The organism is Falcatimonas sp. MSJ-15, assembly GCF_018918265.1.
In the GTDB taxonomy this organism is placed as follows: domain Bacteria; phylum Bacillota; class Clostridia; order Lachnospirales; family Lachnospiraceae; genus Falcatimonas.
In genome coordinates, this window is sequence record NZ_JAHLQC010000004.1 from 171,025 (window position 1) to 187,437 (window position 16,413).

13 protein-coding genes and 1 tRNA gene are annotated in these 16,413 nt (G+C 33.3%); all 14 read right to left on the reverse strand.

The window, feature by feature from the left end; all coding sequences use genetic code 11:
• Positions 1 to 3: 3 nt before the first annotated feature.
• Positions 4 to 909, reverse strand: coding sequence for a tRNA pseudouridine(55) synthase TruB (gene truB / locus KQI85_RS04410; RefSeq protein WP_216574882.1), 906 nt, complete (start codon positions 907 to 909; stop codon positions 4 to 6).
• Between the two features lie 8 nt (positions 910 to 917).
• Positions 918 to 1,874, reverse strand: coding sequence for a bifunctional oligoribonuclease/PAP phosphatase NrnA (locus KQI85_RS04415; RefSeq protein ID WP_216574883.1), 957 nt, complete (start codon positions 1,872 to 1,874; stop codon positions 918 to 920).
• A gap of 1 nt (position 1,875) precedes the next feature.
• On the reverse strand, positions 1,876 to 2,259 hold the full coding sequence (rbfA, locus tag KQI85_RS04420; protein WP_216574884.1) for a 30S ribosome-binding factor RbfA: 384 nt from the start codon (positions 2,257 to 2,259) through the stop codon (positions 1,876 to 1,878).
• A 14-nt stretch (positions 2,260 to 2,273) separates the two neighbouring features.
• Positions 2,274 to 4,469: a translation initiation factor IF-2 gene (gene infB, locus KQI85_RS04425; RefSeq protein WP_216574885.1), complete on the reverse strand. Its 2,196-nt coding sequence runs from the start codon at positions 4,467 to 4,469 to the stop codon at positions 2,274 to 2,276.
• A gap of 25 nt (positions 4,470 to 4,494) precedes the next feature.
• Positions 4,495 to 4,812: a ribosomal L7Ae/L30e/S12e/Gadd45 family protein gene (locus KQI85_RS04430; RefSeq protein ID WP_216574886.1), complete on the reverse strand. Its 318-nt coding sequence runs from the start codon at positions 4,810 to 4,812 to the stop codon at positions 4,495 to 4,497.
• Positions 4,799 to 5,077: an RNase P modulator RnpM gene (gene rnpM, locus KQI85_RS04435; RefSeq protein WP_216574887.1), complete on the reverse strand. Its 279-nt coding sequence runs from the start codon at positions 5,075 to 5,077 to the stop codon at positions 4,799 to 4,801. The genes KQI85_RS04430 and rnpM overlap by 14 nt, the downstream gene beginning before the upstream one ends.
• Positions 5,078 to 5,088: 11 nt before the next feature.
• Positions 5,089 to 6,138: a transcription termination factor NusA gene (nusA, locus tag KQI85_RS04440; protein WP_216574888.1), complete on the reverse strand. Its 1,050-nt coding sequence runs from the start codon at positions 6,136 to 6,138 to the stop codon at positions 5,089 to 5,091.
• 28 nt (positions 6,139 to 6,166) lie between these two features.
• The gene (gene rimP / locus KQI85_RS04445; protein WP_216574889.1) at positions 6,167 to 6,634 is read right to left on the reverse strand and encodes a ribosome maturation factor RimP; all 468 of its coding nucleotides are present in this window, start codon (positions 6,632 to 6,634) and stop codon (positions 6,167 to 6,169) included.
• Between the two features lie 107 nt (positions 6,635 to 6,741).
• On the reverse strand, positions 6,742 to 8,355 hold the full coding sequence (locus KQI85_RS04450) for a GGDEF domain-containing protein (protein ID WP_216574890.1): 1,614 nt from the start codon (positions 8,353 to 8,355) through the stop codon (positions 6,742 to 6,744).
• Positions 8,356 to 8,528: 173 nt separating this feature from the next.
• A complete protein-coding gene (locus KQI85_RS04455) occupies positions 8,529 to 9,740 on the reverse strand; it encodes a DNA polymerase IV (RefSeq protein ID WP_216574891.1) in 1,212 nt (403 codons plus the stop codon).
• Positions 9,741 to 9,903: 163 nt separating this feature from the next.
• Positions 9,904 to 9,975, reverse strand: a tRNA-Glu gene (locus KQI85_RS04460).
• Positions 9,976 to 10,326: 351 nt separating this feature from the next.
• On the reverse strand, positions 10,327 to 11,244 hold the full coding sequence (locus KQI85_RS04465) for a hypothetical protein (RefSeq protein WP_216574892.1): 918 nt from the start codon (positions 11,242 to 11,244) through the stop codon (positions 10,327 to 10,329).
• A 114-nt stretch (positions 11,245 to 11,358) separates the two neighbouring features.
• Positions 11,359 to 11,664, reverse strand: a complete 306-nt coding sequence (locus tag KQI85_RS04470) for a DUF3837 family protein (protein ID WP_216574893.1) — start codon at positions 11,662 to 11,664, stop codon at positions 11,359 to 11,361.
• Positions 11,665 to 11,878: 214 nt separating this feature from the next.
• On the reverse strand, positions 11,879 to 16,405 hold the full coding sequence (locus KQI85_RS04475; RefSeq protein ID WP_216574894.1) for a PolC-type DNA polymerase III: 4,527 nt from the start codon (positions 16,403 to 16,405) through the stop codon (positions 11,879 to 11,881).
• Between the last annotated feature and the right edge of the window lie 8 nt (positions 16,406 to 16,413).

Here is a 16,413-nt window from a genome sequence, read left to right on the forward strand (position 1 = left end):
TTATCACCCAGCTTCATTGTCATAAAAAATCTTATCTGGTTTATATTCATCTCTTATTTTATTATAACTATATATGCCATAAAATTCGCCTTTACAATCATATATCCTTATCTGTGAATCAACACTCTCATCATCTGTAAACCACTCTTTTTTTAAAGCATTACCATTATATAAAAACTTATTATACTTCTCAGATACTATATATCTGTTAAGATGTTCAAACATCTCATCTATATTATGAACTATCTGATTAATACTACCATTCTTAACATACTCTTCTATCTGAGAAAGTGTAAGAGCATCTTTAAGTTCAAATCTTCCAACCATCGTTCGCTTAAGTTCATCCATACATGCTCCACATCCAAGTTTCTCGCCTATATCTTTACATAATGTTCTTATATAAGTACCTTTTGAACATCTTACTCTGAATGTTACTCTTGGCTGTTCTATTGATACAATCTTTATCTCATATATTGTAACTTCACGACTTTTTCTTTCGATTTCAATTCCTGCTCTCGCATAATCATAGAGCTTTTTGCCATTTACTTTAAGTGCAGAGTACATAGGCGGTATCTGATCATAGCTTCCAAGAAAACTCATTACAGTCTGTGTGATCTCTTCATCAGTTACATCTACTTCATTCTCTGTTAAGATCTTTCCTGTTGTATCTTCAGTATCTGTCGTTTTACCAAGAAGCATTACTGCTTCATACTCTTTATCTCTATCTGTTAACATATCGCAAAGTTTTGTTCCTTTACCAAGGCACACAGGAAGAACCCCCGTCGCTTGTGGATCGAGGGTTCCTGTATGACCAATCTTCTTCTGTTTTAAAATACCTCTTAACTTTGCAACAACATCATGTGAAGTAAAATCTTTTTCTTTATAGACGTTAATTATACCATTAATCATTTATATTATTACTCCTTATCAAGCTGCTGTTCTATATAATAAGTAATACTATTTATTACATCAAACTGCTGCCCATTAATCGTACATCCTGCTGCTCTTATATGACCGCCGCCACCAAAATTAAGTGCTATACGGCTTACGTCAACACATTCATTACTTCTAAGACTTACTTTGTATTTTTGAAATCCTATTTCGTATGCAAATATTGCTACTTCAACACCTTTTGTATTACGAAGCATCTCAACAATCCCTTCAAGATCCTCCTGATGTGCATTATAGAATTCCATCTCACGTCTGTGAAGTATTGAGAATATGCATTTACCATCGAGTATCTTAGTACTCTCAAGAAGTGCTCTGCCAAGAATCTGATTCTGTATGTATGTCTTTTTATAATAAGTATCATCAATGATTGAAGTAAAATCAATTCCCTTATCCATCATCTTTGATGCAACAAGCATTGTCTTTGCAGATGTCTGTTCATACTTAAATACTCCTGTATCATGCACAATACCTGTATATATACATTCAGCAGTATTCTTAGATATCTTATCTTCATCAAGAAGATCATATAGCACTTCACAACATGAACTGGCGTCTGAAAGAATATATCTTTCATCGCCAAATCCACTATTAGTTATATGATGATCTATACAAAGTGTCTTCTTTGCACAGTCGTAATACTTCTTCGCTTTACCTATTCTCTCAAGATCACTTGAATCTACTGTAATAAACAAGTCATAAACTTTATCTTCATTACAATTGCGCTTAACACAATCTGCACCATTTAAAAAATTAAATACAACCGGAAACTCTTCTAAATATACGTCAACATCTATATCCGGCATATTATCTTTTATATAATTGTATATCGCAAGACTTGCGCCAACACAATCACCGTCCGGTTTTATATGACCTGTAATGCCTATAGTCTTAACATTACTTAATAAGTTTTCAGGCTTAATCATTCTATTCGGCGTCCTTTCCATCATCATGTTTTATATTCTTGTTGACTTCATCTATCATCTTTGACATATTAACACCATACTCAATAGACTGGTCAAGAATAAACTTAATCTCAGGTGTATTTCTAAGATTAACACTCTTTGCAAGTTTCATACGGATAAATCCTTCTGCACTCTTAAGACCTGCAATCGTATTTAATTGTGATTCTTCATCACCAAGAACACTTATATATGCTTTACAACTCTTAAGATCCGGTGCTACTTCAACTGCTACAACTGAAGTCATAGGATTAATTCGTGGATCTTTTATCTCACCTCGAATAATATTGCTAAGTTCTTTTAATACTTCACCATTTATTCTTGTATTTTTAATGCTGTTCTTTCTCATAATCAATACCTCTACTATCTTGGAATCTCTTCCATAATATATGCTTCGATGATATCCATTTCCTTTACATCATTAAATTTTTCAAATACAAGGCCACATTCATATCCTTCTGTTACTTCTTTAACATCATCTTTAAATCTCTTAAGTGATGCTAAAGGACCTTCATATATTACAACTGAATCTCTTAAGATTCTAACTGTACTTGCTTTTGTAATCTTACCTTTTACTACATAAGAACCTGCGATTGTTCCTACGCCTGATGCTTTGTATATCTGACGAACTTCAAGCTGTCCGATTACTTTTTCTTCATATTCAGGATCTAACATACCTTTCATGGCTGCTTCTACATCTTCAATTGCATTATATATAACTCTGTAAAGTCTGACATCAACTTTTTCTCTCTCTGCCATCTGTTTTGCCATATTATCCGGTCTTACGTTAAAACCAATGATAATTGCATTAGATGCTGAAGCAAGTGAAACATCTGATTCATTAATTGCACCAACACCACCATGGATTATCTTTACAACAACTTCATCGTTTGATAATTTCACAAGACTCTGTTTTACAGCTTCAACTGAACCCTGAACATCTGCTTTTACAATAATTCCAAGTTCTTTTACATTACCAGCCTGAATCTGTGAGAATAAATCATCAAGTGATAGTTTTGACTTAGTATCATCAAGTAATCTCTCTCTGCTCTCACGAATGAATGTCTCTGCAAAGTTTCTTGCTTCTTTTTCATTCTCAGTTGCTATAATAATCTCACCTGCATTAGGGACATCATTAAGACCTAATACTTCAACAGGTGTTGATGGACCTGCTTCTTTAAGTCTTCTGCCTTTATCATCCATCATTGCTCTAATCTTACCATGACATGAGCCTGCTGCTACTGTATCACCAACATGTAATGTACCCTTTTGAACGAGAATATTGGCTACAGGACCTTTTCCTTTATCAAGTTTTGCTTCTATTACAAGACCTCTTGCTTTTCTATTAGGATTAGCTTTTAATTCTTTCATCTCTGCTGTTAAAAGAATCATCTCAAGAAGTGTATCAATTCCTTCTCTTGTTCTTGCAGATACTGGTACAAAGATTGTATCACCGCCCCAGTCTTCTGCTACTAACTCATGTTCAACAAGTTCCTGTTTAACTCTCTCGATGTTAGCACTTGGTTTATCCATCTTATTAACTGCTACAATTATCTCTACACCAGCTGCTTTTGCATGGCTTATCGCTTCTACAGTCTGTGGCATTACACCATCATCAGCTGCAACTACAAGAATAGCAATATCTGTTGACATTGCACCTCTCATTCTCATTGCTGTAAATGCTTCATGTCCTGGTGTATCAAGGAATGTAATCTTCTGTCCGTTACATTCAACAACATATGCACCTATATGCTGTGTGATTCCACCTGCTTCTTGTGATATTACATTAGTTGAACGAATTGCATCAAGAAGTGATGTCTTACCATGGTCAACATGACCCATAACACATACAACTGGTGGTCTTGGTACAAGATCTTCTTCGTTCTCTTCATCTTCTTTTAATAATTCTTCAATCGCATTAACTTTTACTTCTTCTTCAGCTATGCAATTGTATTCAAGTGCTATCTCTGATGCTGTATCAAAGTCTATCTCCTGATTAATTGTTACTATCTTACCTGCAAGAAACATCTTCTTAACAAGTGCTGAAGCCTGTATTTTAAGTTTATCTGCTAGTTCTTTAATTGTTAATGTCTCAGGAAGTGTAATCACTTTGATTGTTTCTTCCTCTTCTTGCTCTTTTGGCTGCTGCTTTGGAGCTTCCTGTTGTTTATTAATATTCTTATTCTTCATATTACTATTCTTATTATTACCGTTCCTGTTATTTTTATTATTGTTGCTATTGTTATTGTTGTTACTATTATTTTTATTATTCTTTACATTATTGTCTCTATTATTCTTAGAAGAACCGGCATTGTTATTCTTCTCATCTTTATTCTTGGCATTACCATTATTGTTCTTCTTTGTTTCTTCTTTTGTATGCTCCACATTTTCAGTTTTGTCACTGATGTTTAACTCTTTCTTAACTATATCCATTGCCTCCTCCGGTATAATGCTCATTGCTGCTTTTATATCAATGTTATGTTCTTTTAGTATTCTTAGAATCTCTTTACTGCTTACATCAATCTGTTTTGCGAATTCATGAACTCTTAGTTTTGCCATACTTACTACCTCCTGCTTTTTTAATTTATTCGTTACCCATGTTGCCAAACAATTTTTCTATTGATTTTGCAAACCCTTCATTCGTAATTGCTAATGAGGCTCTTTTTTCTTTTCCTATAGCATGACCTAATGATTCTTTGTCGCTATAAAAATAGATAGGTACATCATAGTAAGTACACATATTTGTAAACATTTTTTTCGTATTATCTGAAGCATCATCTGCTACAATAACAGCAAAAGCTTTATCTGACTTAACTGCCTTTTCTGTCGAAAATTCACCACTTACAACGGCTCCTGCTTTTGTAGTGAGGCCGAGAAGTGAAAGTATTCTATCTTGTTTCAATATTATCAAGCTCCTTTTCTAACTGCTCAAATACGTCTGTTGGAATATCAACTTTTAGTGAACGCTCAAGACTTTTTGTCTTTTTTGCTTTCTTAAGACATTCCGCATTTTTACAAAGATATGCACCTCTTCCATTCTTCTTGCCTGTTGTATCTACAACAATCTCTTCATCACAAGTCTTTAGAACTCTTATGAGTTCTTTCTTGCTCTTCATCTCCTGACATCCTATGCATTGTCTCATTGGAATTTTCTTAGTTGTTCCCATGATATCACATCCTACATTTCCTGATTTTCTTTTGCCTGTGTCTCACTCTTGATATCAATCTTATATCCTGTAAGTTTAGCTGCAAGTCTTGCATTCTGTCCTTCTTTACCGATTGCGAGTGATAACTGATAATCAGGAACTACTACTTTTGCTGTCTTCTCTTCTTCATTAGCATCTACTGATACTACTTTTGCAGGACTTAATGCATTCTCAATTAATACTGCAGGATCTTCGCTCCAGTTAATTATATCAATCTTCTCTCCTCTAAGTTCAGCAACTATGGCATTGACTCTTGCTCCATTAAGACCTACACATGCACCAACTGGATCTACATCAGGATTGTTAGACCATACAGCAATCTTTGTTCTTGAACCGGCTTCTCTTGAGATACTCTTAATCTCTACTATACCATCTTTTACTTCTGATACTTCTTCTTCGAATAATCTCTTTACAAGTTCAGGATGTGTTCTTGATACAACAACTTTAGGTCCTTTTGTTGTGTCTTTTACTTCAACAATGTATACTTTAACTCGTTCTGTTGGCATGAATACTTCGCCTTTTACTTGTTCTGCTTCTGTTAATACTGCATCTACTTTACCAAGATTAATACTTATATTTTTGCCAACATATCTCTGTACAATACCTGTTACTATGTCTTTTTCTTTTTCGTAGTACTGGCTATATAATACTTTTCTCTCTTCTTCACGAATCTTTTGAAGTATAACATTCTTTGCATTCTGTGTTGCAATACGTCCAAATTCTTTGGATTTAATCTCAACATTAACAATATCGCCAAGATCAAACTTTGGATTTATAAGTTTTGCTTCATCTAAACTTATCTCCATAAGATCATCTTCAACATTTTCTACAACTGTTTTCTCAGCTATTACATGAAAATCACCATTTTCTCTGTTGATTGATACTTTTATATTATCTGATTTTCCAAAGTGATTCTTACATGCTGTAATAAGTGAGTTCTCAATTGCTTCAAGAAGAATATCTTTGCTGATATCTTTCTCTTTTTCAATGATGTTAAGTGATTCTATTAATTCTTTATTCATTTTTCTTCCTCCTTAGATGCACTCTCTTTTAAAAATCAAGTGCCAATCTTATAAGCGCTATATTGCTTCTCTCAAATACCATCTCATTTTCGTCTTCATCTTCGATTGTAACAGTATCTTTATCATAAGCTTTAAGATATCCGGTGTAATCTTTTTGTTTATTAATTGCACGAAAAAGCTTTATCTCTACTTCTTCACCAATACTTCTGACAAAATCTTTGTCTTTCTTAAGTGGACGTCCAAGTCCGGGTGAACTAACTTCCAGAATGTATGCCTCATCAATAAAATCTTTTTCATCAAGCAAATCGCTTAATGCTCTGCTTACAAGCTCACAATCGTCAACTGTAATTCCACCTTCCTTGTCAATATAAGCTCTTAGATACCAGTTAGAACCTTCTTTTACGAATTCAACATCAACAAGTTCAAAATTATTCTCCGCTATTATCGGTTTTAATAATTCTTCTGTATTCATTTCATAAGTTTCTCTCTTTGTCATCTAACAACACCACCTTTCAAACAAAATATAAAGAGTGGACTTGCATCCACTCTTTCTTTTACGTCGTTTCTATTACTTCTATCACTATCAGTATAACATCAAAATGGCTATATTGCAAGACTTTTATTTGTTTTATCATTTTTGTCTGTTTTCCACTGATGTTTTATATGGTATAGATTCTCATCTGCCTTGTTGATAAATTCTTCTATTGTACTTAATTCATCCGGCACATAATTGCATACTCCTGTTGTTATACTGACTTTATCAAGTCTTGTCGATGTCTCATGCCTTATATCTAGCTTTGATATGCTATTTTCAATCCGTTTTGCACATTTTATAACAAACTCATTACTCTTATTAAGCAATATTACGCAAAACTCATCTCCGCCATACCTCGCACAGAGTATATTTTCATTCATCTCATTTTTTATCTGTTTTCCGATTTTTCTAAGGCAGCTGTCTCCTTTTACATGTCCATATGTATCATTATATTGTTTGAAGCAGTCAACATCAATAAGTATAACTCCAAGATTTACTCTTTTTAATACTGCTTCTCTATGCATCTCATTAATTACTATCTCATATTTTCTTCTGTTAGGCAATGTTGTAAGTTCATCTATCTCTGCAAGATTCTTAAGCTCACTATTATTTTTCATAATCTCAATTTTATCATCCATCGCTTTTTTTAGTGCTATCCTTGCTTTGAGACTTACAAGATTATCTTCAGCTTCTTTTTCCCTAAGCTGCATCTTATATTCATAGAACTTTTCATATGCTTTAAACAGATTCTCTTTATCTTCTATTGCTTTATAGTAACTTACTTCAAGTTCTGCCAAAGCTATCTTTAGTCTTCTTATCTCAGGTGTCTTTGCTTTCTGTGTAAGATAATCAATCATGCCTGTTATTCTTGCATATTCTCCATGTTCAATAAGCATCGTGCATACATCAATGTATCCCTCAAACCGTATTCTCTGATCGAATATTCCGGCATCAGCATTACTTATTGTATCCAGACATTCGTATGCTTTTTCATAATTGCCTGATAAAAATTCATATTTGAACATAAGAACACTGTAATCAAACCATGCCACCTCTTTTATCTTATCCCGCTGTTTATGATTTTCGATTTTTTTGAGACATTTACCTGCTTTTTCAATTTCACCAAGTTTGAGATATACATCCGCCATATTAATTACAGCAAGCATCTTTGGAACTATAAGTTCAGGTCTTTCTGTTTGTTTTCTATATAACTCATATGTCTTTTTACAACATCTTAGCTGGTCTTCATATGCATCTATTGATCCATATATACATGATATGTTTCCATATACCAATGCAAGAATTGCTTCATAATCATCGCATTCCTTACACTCTGCTGCTTTTAGCAGATAGTCCATTGCTGTAATAAGGTTGCCTTTCATATAGAATGCTATTCCGAGAATATTATATGAACGCATAAGCAGATCATTAAATCTGTTGTCTGTTACATATGGTATAAAATCAATTACACCACTTATCATGCCATCAATATCATCTTCATACATACAAAGTTCACATAAATAGTAATTACCAAATGCTATGCCATAATTGTAGTGTTCTTTTTCTGACATTTCTATAAGTCTGTAACACATTTTTCTTGTCTTTTCAACATTCGCATATTTACTTTTTATTATCTCTGACATAATCTTTCTAATTACATCCATTCTGTCTTCATTCTTCATACCACATTACCCCATTTTTAATGATACCAATATATCTCAACAATCCACATCCCACCATTTTACTTTACATAAAATTCTATATCGTTGTGTATCGGATATTTTTTTTACAAACTTTATATCTTTTTTCCCACTTTTTATTCTTTTTTTATTGTTCTTTATTTTTAGACTGTTCTTTATTTAGAATTATCATCTTTTTTAGCTTTCTTAGCAAAACAGGCTCGTTTTATCGAATCATCACCATATTTTTGACGTATAGAATCAATTGCACTGTCAAGTTTAGATAGCTTTTCATTTTTCTCCTGTCCAAAAAGTGTATATTGCATATAGTTCTCTCTTACAGCCTTTGCACATCTTACACTTATAAGCCTTATAGGACTTTTATTCCACAATTTATCAAATATTTCTGCGGCATTTTCATATATCGTCTCCGTAATATTAGTTGGTTCACAAAGCGTCACCTGCTTTTGATGATATTCAAACTCACAATCTAATATTCCTACTGATACAACGCTTATATATGCTTTATCTACTCGTATTCTTGCACTAACAGTCTCACATAATGACAATATTACAGTCTTTGCAACTCCTGCATCACAGATATCATGAGGAAGTGTAACTTCATTACTATACCCTCTGTTTGCTACTTCTTTGCCTGTTATTCCAGGCATCTCTTTTCCGTTAGCACAGTTCCACATTGTAATGCCCTGCTTTTTAAAATTCTGCTCTAGCAATGTCTTATCCATCAAAGCAATATCACCAATTGTATTGATTCCAAGCTTATGAAGTTTTAATGCGGTCTGCCTTCCTACAAATAGCATATCATCAACTTTAAGCGGCCATAACTTTTCTCTTATCTCATCGGAATACAAGGTATGGACTTTGTCTGGTTTTTCAAAGTCTGATGCCATCTTTGCAAGAAACTTTGTATCAGATATTCCTATATTAACTGTAAAACCAAGTGTCTTATATATTTTTTCTTTTAATATATATGCGAATTCATCAAGATTACCATACAGATTCTGCGTACCACTCATATCGCAGAATGCTTCATCAATACTATACTGTTCAACTACCGGTGCATATTCTTTTAATAATGTAATAAATTCGGACGATCTTTTTACATAATTCTCATAGTGAGGTGGCACAACTATAAGGTTTGGACATTTTTGCCTTGCTTTTATTACAGGTTCTGCCGTCTGTATTCCATATCTCTTGGCACTGGTTGATTTTGCAAGAACGATTCCATGTCTCTTAGTCTCATCTCCACCAATAATTGCACACTTCTCTCTAAGATCATAATCAAGTTGCCCTGTTTCAAGAAGATATAATGCTTCCCAACTTAAAAACGCCGAATTAACATCTATATGATAGTATACTGTCTTCATTCTGCCACACCCCAACTCTACATTTTAATATCTGCCACTATTGTAAATAGTATCACATCTCATATTGTGTAAAACATATTTTTGATTATTGATATTGTAAAAGAGTAAGGGACCAACTACATAAGTAGCCAGTCCCAATTATAAATTATATATTAAGAATAAGTAGCTCATAGGGGAATCGAACCCCTGATTCCGCCGTGAGAGGGCGGCGTCTTAACCGCTTGACCAATGAGCCATGTCCTTGCGACTTCCTTATAATACAACATGCCAAAAGAAAATGCAAGCACTTTTTGAAATTTTATAGATTACATTTTGTTTTTCTATAAAATCAACCATTCTTTTGATGCATATTCTATCTTAAAAAACTTCCATAAGCTCCTATAATCACTATAGCAACTGTGAAACTTCCAATCTTGTTCTATACTTTTATCATCTCATATAGACAAAAAAATACCTCTTATATATTACTATAAGAGGTATTAATCGGGTTGGGCTATTCTTAAATAATAGTCTGTTAGAGATGATATCATACATATAGCTCATTGTCAATGTTAATATACTAACTGTATTCTCTTTCGATAATATCCTAACTACATTCTCTTTTATCCGTCTGGCTCTTTGATTCAGATGCATATTTTCTTCGTATCGCTTCATATTCTTCATTAATCTTGTTGCAGATTATATCATCACCATTTTCTTTATTAGGATGATATTCTCTCATAAGCATATTATATCTGCGTATACATGATTCCATATCATTGCATCCTCTAAAGAAAAATATTTCGCTATTCTCTTTTCCGCTATTTTTTCTATATACTTTATCAGTATCATTGTTGTTAATAGACTCATCTGTGTCTGTATTAAAGTTATTATCATTAACAGTATTATTATTGTTAGTGTATGTTTTATTCTTTTTAACAGAAGCATTTGATTTTTTTCTCTTTGCAGACTGTTTTTTCTTAGGTTTTGAATGTCTGGTAATTCTTTTTAAAGAAGATATAATCTTTGCAAAAAATTCTTTTATACTCTTTAACAGCTTAGTAGTCACACTTGATATCTTCTTAACATTCGGTTTAATATCAGTATCAGATTCCGTTGTCTTTTTTCTCTTTGCACTCTTATTCTCTCTGGTATCTCTATCTCTATGCCTGTTAAATAATCTTCCTGTCTTAAAAAATCCCCAACTTGTAAATAGCAAAGAAAACAATGCATACATACATGAGCCTGCTAGAAACAAAAGTTTCCCTATAAGTTCCATCTTATCTGCATATTCTGGTGCATATTGACTTCCATAGTATATACTAATCGGTACAATCCACTTATGCATAATAACCGGTCCCGGACATATCTTCATAAGATATCCAAGTAAAGGTATCTTATACATCAATATACATATCACTGCTGCCATTAATGCTATTACAGCTCTCACTTTAATGTTCTCACATGGAATCACACTCCAAAATATTGCGGCATACGCCATTAATCCTAATATTGCTCCTAACATTTTTACACCTGCTTTTTTTATTGTATTACCAAAGTTGTTATTAAAAACAGCTATTTAAATTATACACGAAACTTATATTTCGGTACTTTTTTTATTGATGCCTTATGCATCACATTATGCGTTCATTCCCATCTTAACAATGAGTTCTATATCAGCATCTTTTGTATTCTTGATTACATAATGTGGAAACAGCCCAAATAAAACTGCTTCCCTTTTGTCTTTTGGTTCATAATTATTAACGCCATCAATAAGTGCTTCTCTTATTATATGAAGATCATCTTGTGGATTAATCTGTATTCCAAGTATATGTGCTATTTTTCCACATGCATAAGCATATTCATAATCTGACAGATAACCACCTGTAATCTTTTGAAAATCACACTTTTTCTCAACTGCCATTCCGGCAAGTTCTATTACCATACTATCACGTCACCTCATATCTTATTTTAATCTGCAATTGCATACATCAGCTAATAATGCTAATTCTATTACTATTTTGCATTATTAGCTTTTGTTCTTTATCAGTAGTCTTTATCACTATTACATATTTTAGCTCTATTGTAATTGTGTTTCTATTACATATTTTAGCCCTATTATAATTGTGTTTTTGTTATACGCTTTGTCTTTATTACAATTATAAATCGAAAAGTGATAACTGATTAGTATCTGGCAAATCGCCAAGAATTCCAAGGTCATCCATAAGTTCTATTACTGTTTTACTTACTTTTGTCCTATCTCTAAAATCATCTTTTGACAAGAACATTCCATCTTTTGCTGCTTCAACAACAGCATCTGCTGCTTTGTCTCCAAGTCCATCTATTGTACTTAGTGCCGGCATAAGTTTTCCATCTATAATCTGAAAATGATGTGCTTTCGCTGTAAAAAGATCTATTGGTACAAATTCAAATCCTCTTGCATACATCTCCTGAACAATTCGCATATCTTTTAATGTATCCTGCTCTTTCTTGCTAAGTGTATCACTTCTCTTCTTATAATCATTAAGATAGTATTCTAGTCTGTCTCTGCCCATACACATTATCTCGTATGAGAATGCCGAAGCTCTTATACTAAAATATGCTGCATAATAAGCAAGTGGATAGAATACTTTAAAATATGCTATTCTCCATGCCATCATAACATACGCTGCCGCATGTGCTTTTGGAAACATATATTTAATCTTTTTACATGACCATATATACCAGTCTGGAACACCATGAGATATCATCTCTTCTTCCCACTCCGGTTTAAGTCCTTTTCCTTTTCGTACACTCTCCATAATCGTGAATGAAAGTTCTTTATCAAGCCCTTTTCCGATTAGATATATCATAATATCATCTCGTGTACATATTGCAGTTGAGATCGTTGCTTTTCCTTCCTGAAGAAGTGTCTGGGCATTACCAAGCCATACATCTGTACCATGTGAAAGTCCTGCTATTCGTACAAGATCTGAAAAATATTTTGGCTGTGTATCAATAAGCATTTGCATAGCAAAATCTGTTCCGAATTCAGGTATTCCAAGTGCTCCAAGCTTACAGCCTCCTATATCTTCAGGATCTATTGATAATGCACTTGTATCCTTAAATAAAGACATTACTTCTTTACTATCTAATGGTATATCTCTTGCACTTACTCCTGTAAGATCTTCAAGCATTCGTATCATCGTAGGATCATCATGTCCAAGTATATCAAGTTTTAAAAGGTTATGATCAATACTATGATAATCAAAGTGTGTTGTTACAATATTGCTTGTCATATCATTAGCCGGATGCTGGATTGGTGTAAAGGAATGGATCTCTTCTCCAAGTGGAAGAACTATAATTCCACCAGGATGCTGTCCGGTTGTTCTTCTGACTCCTACACAGCCTTCAACTATTCTGTTAATCTCAGAATTACGCTTACTACAGCCTCTTTCTTCATAATATTTTTTCACATAACCATACGCTGTTTTATCAGCAAGAGTACCTATTGTACCAGCTTTAAATGTCTGCCCTTTACCGAAGATAACTTCTACATAAGCATGTGCTTTTGCCTGATATTCTCCTGAGAAGTTAAGGTCAATATCCGGCTCTTTATTACCTTTAAATCCCAGGAATGTCTCAAATGGAATATCAAATCCTGCTTTTATAAGTTGTTCTCCACATACAGGACACTTCTTATCAGGCATATCACATCCTGCACCACCAGCAAATTTCTTGACATCTTCTGAATCAAACTCGTTATAGTGACATTTTTCACAATAATAATGCGGACTTAATGGATTAACTTCTGTTATACCTGACATTGTCGCTGCAAGTGATGAACCTACTGAACCTCGTGAACCAACCAGATATCCATCTTCATTAGACTTCCATACCAGCTTCTGTGCGATTATATACATAACCGAATATCCATTCGATATGATTGAATTAAGTTCTCTCTCAAGTCGCTCTGTTACTATCTCTGGCAGTTCTTCACCATACATTGCATGTGCAGTATCATAGCATATCTTTCTTAGTGTCTTATCAGAATCTTCAATTACAGGAGGACATTTATCCGGTCTTACCGGTGATATCTTATCACACATATCTGCAATAAGATTAGTATTCTCAATTACTATCTCATGTGCTTTATCACTTCCTAGATACTCAAACTCTTTTAGCATCTCTTCTGTTGTTCTAAGATATAATGGTGCCTGATTATCACTATCTTTAAATCCTTGTCCAGCCATAATGATTCTTCTGTATACTTCATCTTCCGGATTAAGAAAATGCACATCACACGTTCCAACTACCGGTTTATTAAACTGTTCTCCAAGTTTTACTATCTTTTTATTAATCTCTATAAGATCTTCTTCTGAATTAACAGCATAATTATCACTTTCTATCATAAAGTTATTATTGCCAAGTGGCTGTATCTCAAGATAGTCATAGAATTTGACAATTCTTGCTATCTCTTCTTCCGGTTGATTTCTTAATATTGCCTGATACAGATCTCCTGCTTCACATGCACTTCCAATTATAAGTCCCTCTCTATGCTTTAATATCTCACTCTTTGGTATTCTAGGTCTTCTTCTGTAATATTTAAGGTTAGAATCTGAGATTAGGCGATACATATTAACTCTCCCGGTGTTATTCTTAGCCAGAATAATAACATGATATGTATTCATCTTCATTATTGCTTCAGCATCAAGTTTACTAAGTTCATTCGCTTCATCAAGATTATTAATATTTCTTAATTTTAATCTTTCTATAAGTGCAACAAATATATCTGCACATGCTTTTGCATCATCAACTGCCCTATGATGATTCTCAAGTGATACACCTAATGCCTTTGCTACTGTATCAAGTTTAAATTTGGCAAGCCCTGATATAAGTACTCTTGACAATGCAACTGTATCTACTACTGTATGTGTAAGTTCAATGCCAAGTATATCTCTTGCTTTTGTATCTATAAAGCTCACATCAAACTCGGCATTATGTGCAACAAGTACTGCACCTTCACAGAATTCAAGGAATTTTGGAAGTACATCTTCTATAAAAGGTGCGTCTTTAACCATACTATCATTAATATGAGTTAATTCTTCGATTCTAAATGGTATTGGTATATCAGGATTAACAAATGTACTGAATTCATCAACATATTTTCCACCCTGCATCTTAATTGCACCGATTTCAATTATTCGATCCGACTTTGGTGAAAATCCTGTTGTCTCAATATCAAATATTACATAAGTATCATCAAAAGTCTGACCTTTTGAATCTACAATTATTGACTTGGTATCATCAACAAGATATCCTTCAACACCATATATAATTTTAAAGTCTTTATTATCAAGTTTATCAAGCGTATGATTAGCATCCGGGAATGCCTGAACTGCTCCATGATCTGTTATTGCAATAGCATTATGTCCCCACTTTGCCGCCTGTTTTATAATATCTGATACATCAGATACTCCATCCATATCACTCATCTTCGTATGGCAGTGAAGCTCAACTCTCTTCTCAACAGATGTATCCTGTCTCTTTGTTCTTGCGTCTGTTGCTTTTTTGATTCCTACAACTGATGCTATTGTAAGTTCTCCATCGAATCTGTCAACTGTTGTGACACCTTTTAACTTGATAAAAGATTTTTCTGTTATCGCTGGAAGTATATCCGGTAACTGCTCATTTCTTGCAAACATCTTAACAGTAATAGTATCTGTAAAATCTGTAACATCAAATGTTATAATCGTCTTTTCATTACGAAGTTCTCTTTTCTCTACAGTCCTAATCTGTCCACGAATAATCACTTCGCCCATCTCAGACTGTATAGTCTCAATAGCAACTATTTCATCATCTTCAAAATCTCTTCCATATAATACATCAGGATTATCAGACTTTTTATATGAATAACGTTTTTGAAACTCTCTTTTTTCAAATGGTTTCTTTGCTGAATCATTATCAGTTTTTGCTGTTGCTTTAACTATATGTTCTTCATTTTTTACTGCTTTATCTGCAATAACATCTGCTTTTTTTACTGTCTCTTTTGATGCTACATCTGACTGATTATTAATATACTCATCAGCATTAGAGTGTTCATTATCTCCCTTAGCCACATTATTAGCATTAATATTTTTAAGTATCTGTCTTACTTCTTCTTTTATTTCCTTCTCTGAGTTAATTGCATACTTACTCTTTTTTGCCTCTTTATATTCAAATATAACATTTACTTCAAAGCCACATCGATCAAGGAATATCTTCTCTAATATTCTCTTTAATTCATCCGTCTTTTTCTCTGAGACAATACTCTCTGAAATAGTCATCTTCATAGTATATTCGTTAGTAAATTCAATTTCTGCCTGTCTCATTATATTATATTCTATAATGCTATAATTCTTAAGTTCCATCAATATACTCTCTTTATAAGCATCATAAAGTTTTTGTGGTGTATATTGTGATGAAAGTGTAAATCGCTCTATAATCTTTACACGAATTCTACTCTCTTTAAACAGTTGATTCGCTATTTCATTTTCAACTTTATATATGATATCTTTTGTTATCAGTCTCCTACTGTGAATATATACTCGAATAAAAGTTTTAGCCGAGGTAGTTGTAACTTTTGTTACTTCCGCCTCAGCTAAAAGTCCTTTCGAATCGCCTGTCAATTTTAAAGTAGGAAAAACATCAAAAAATAAGTTTACCATTGTAATAA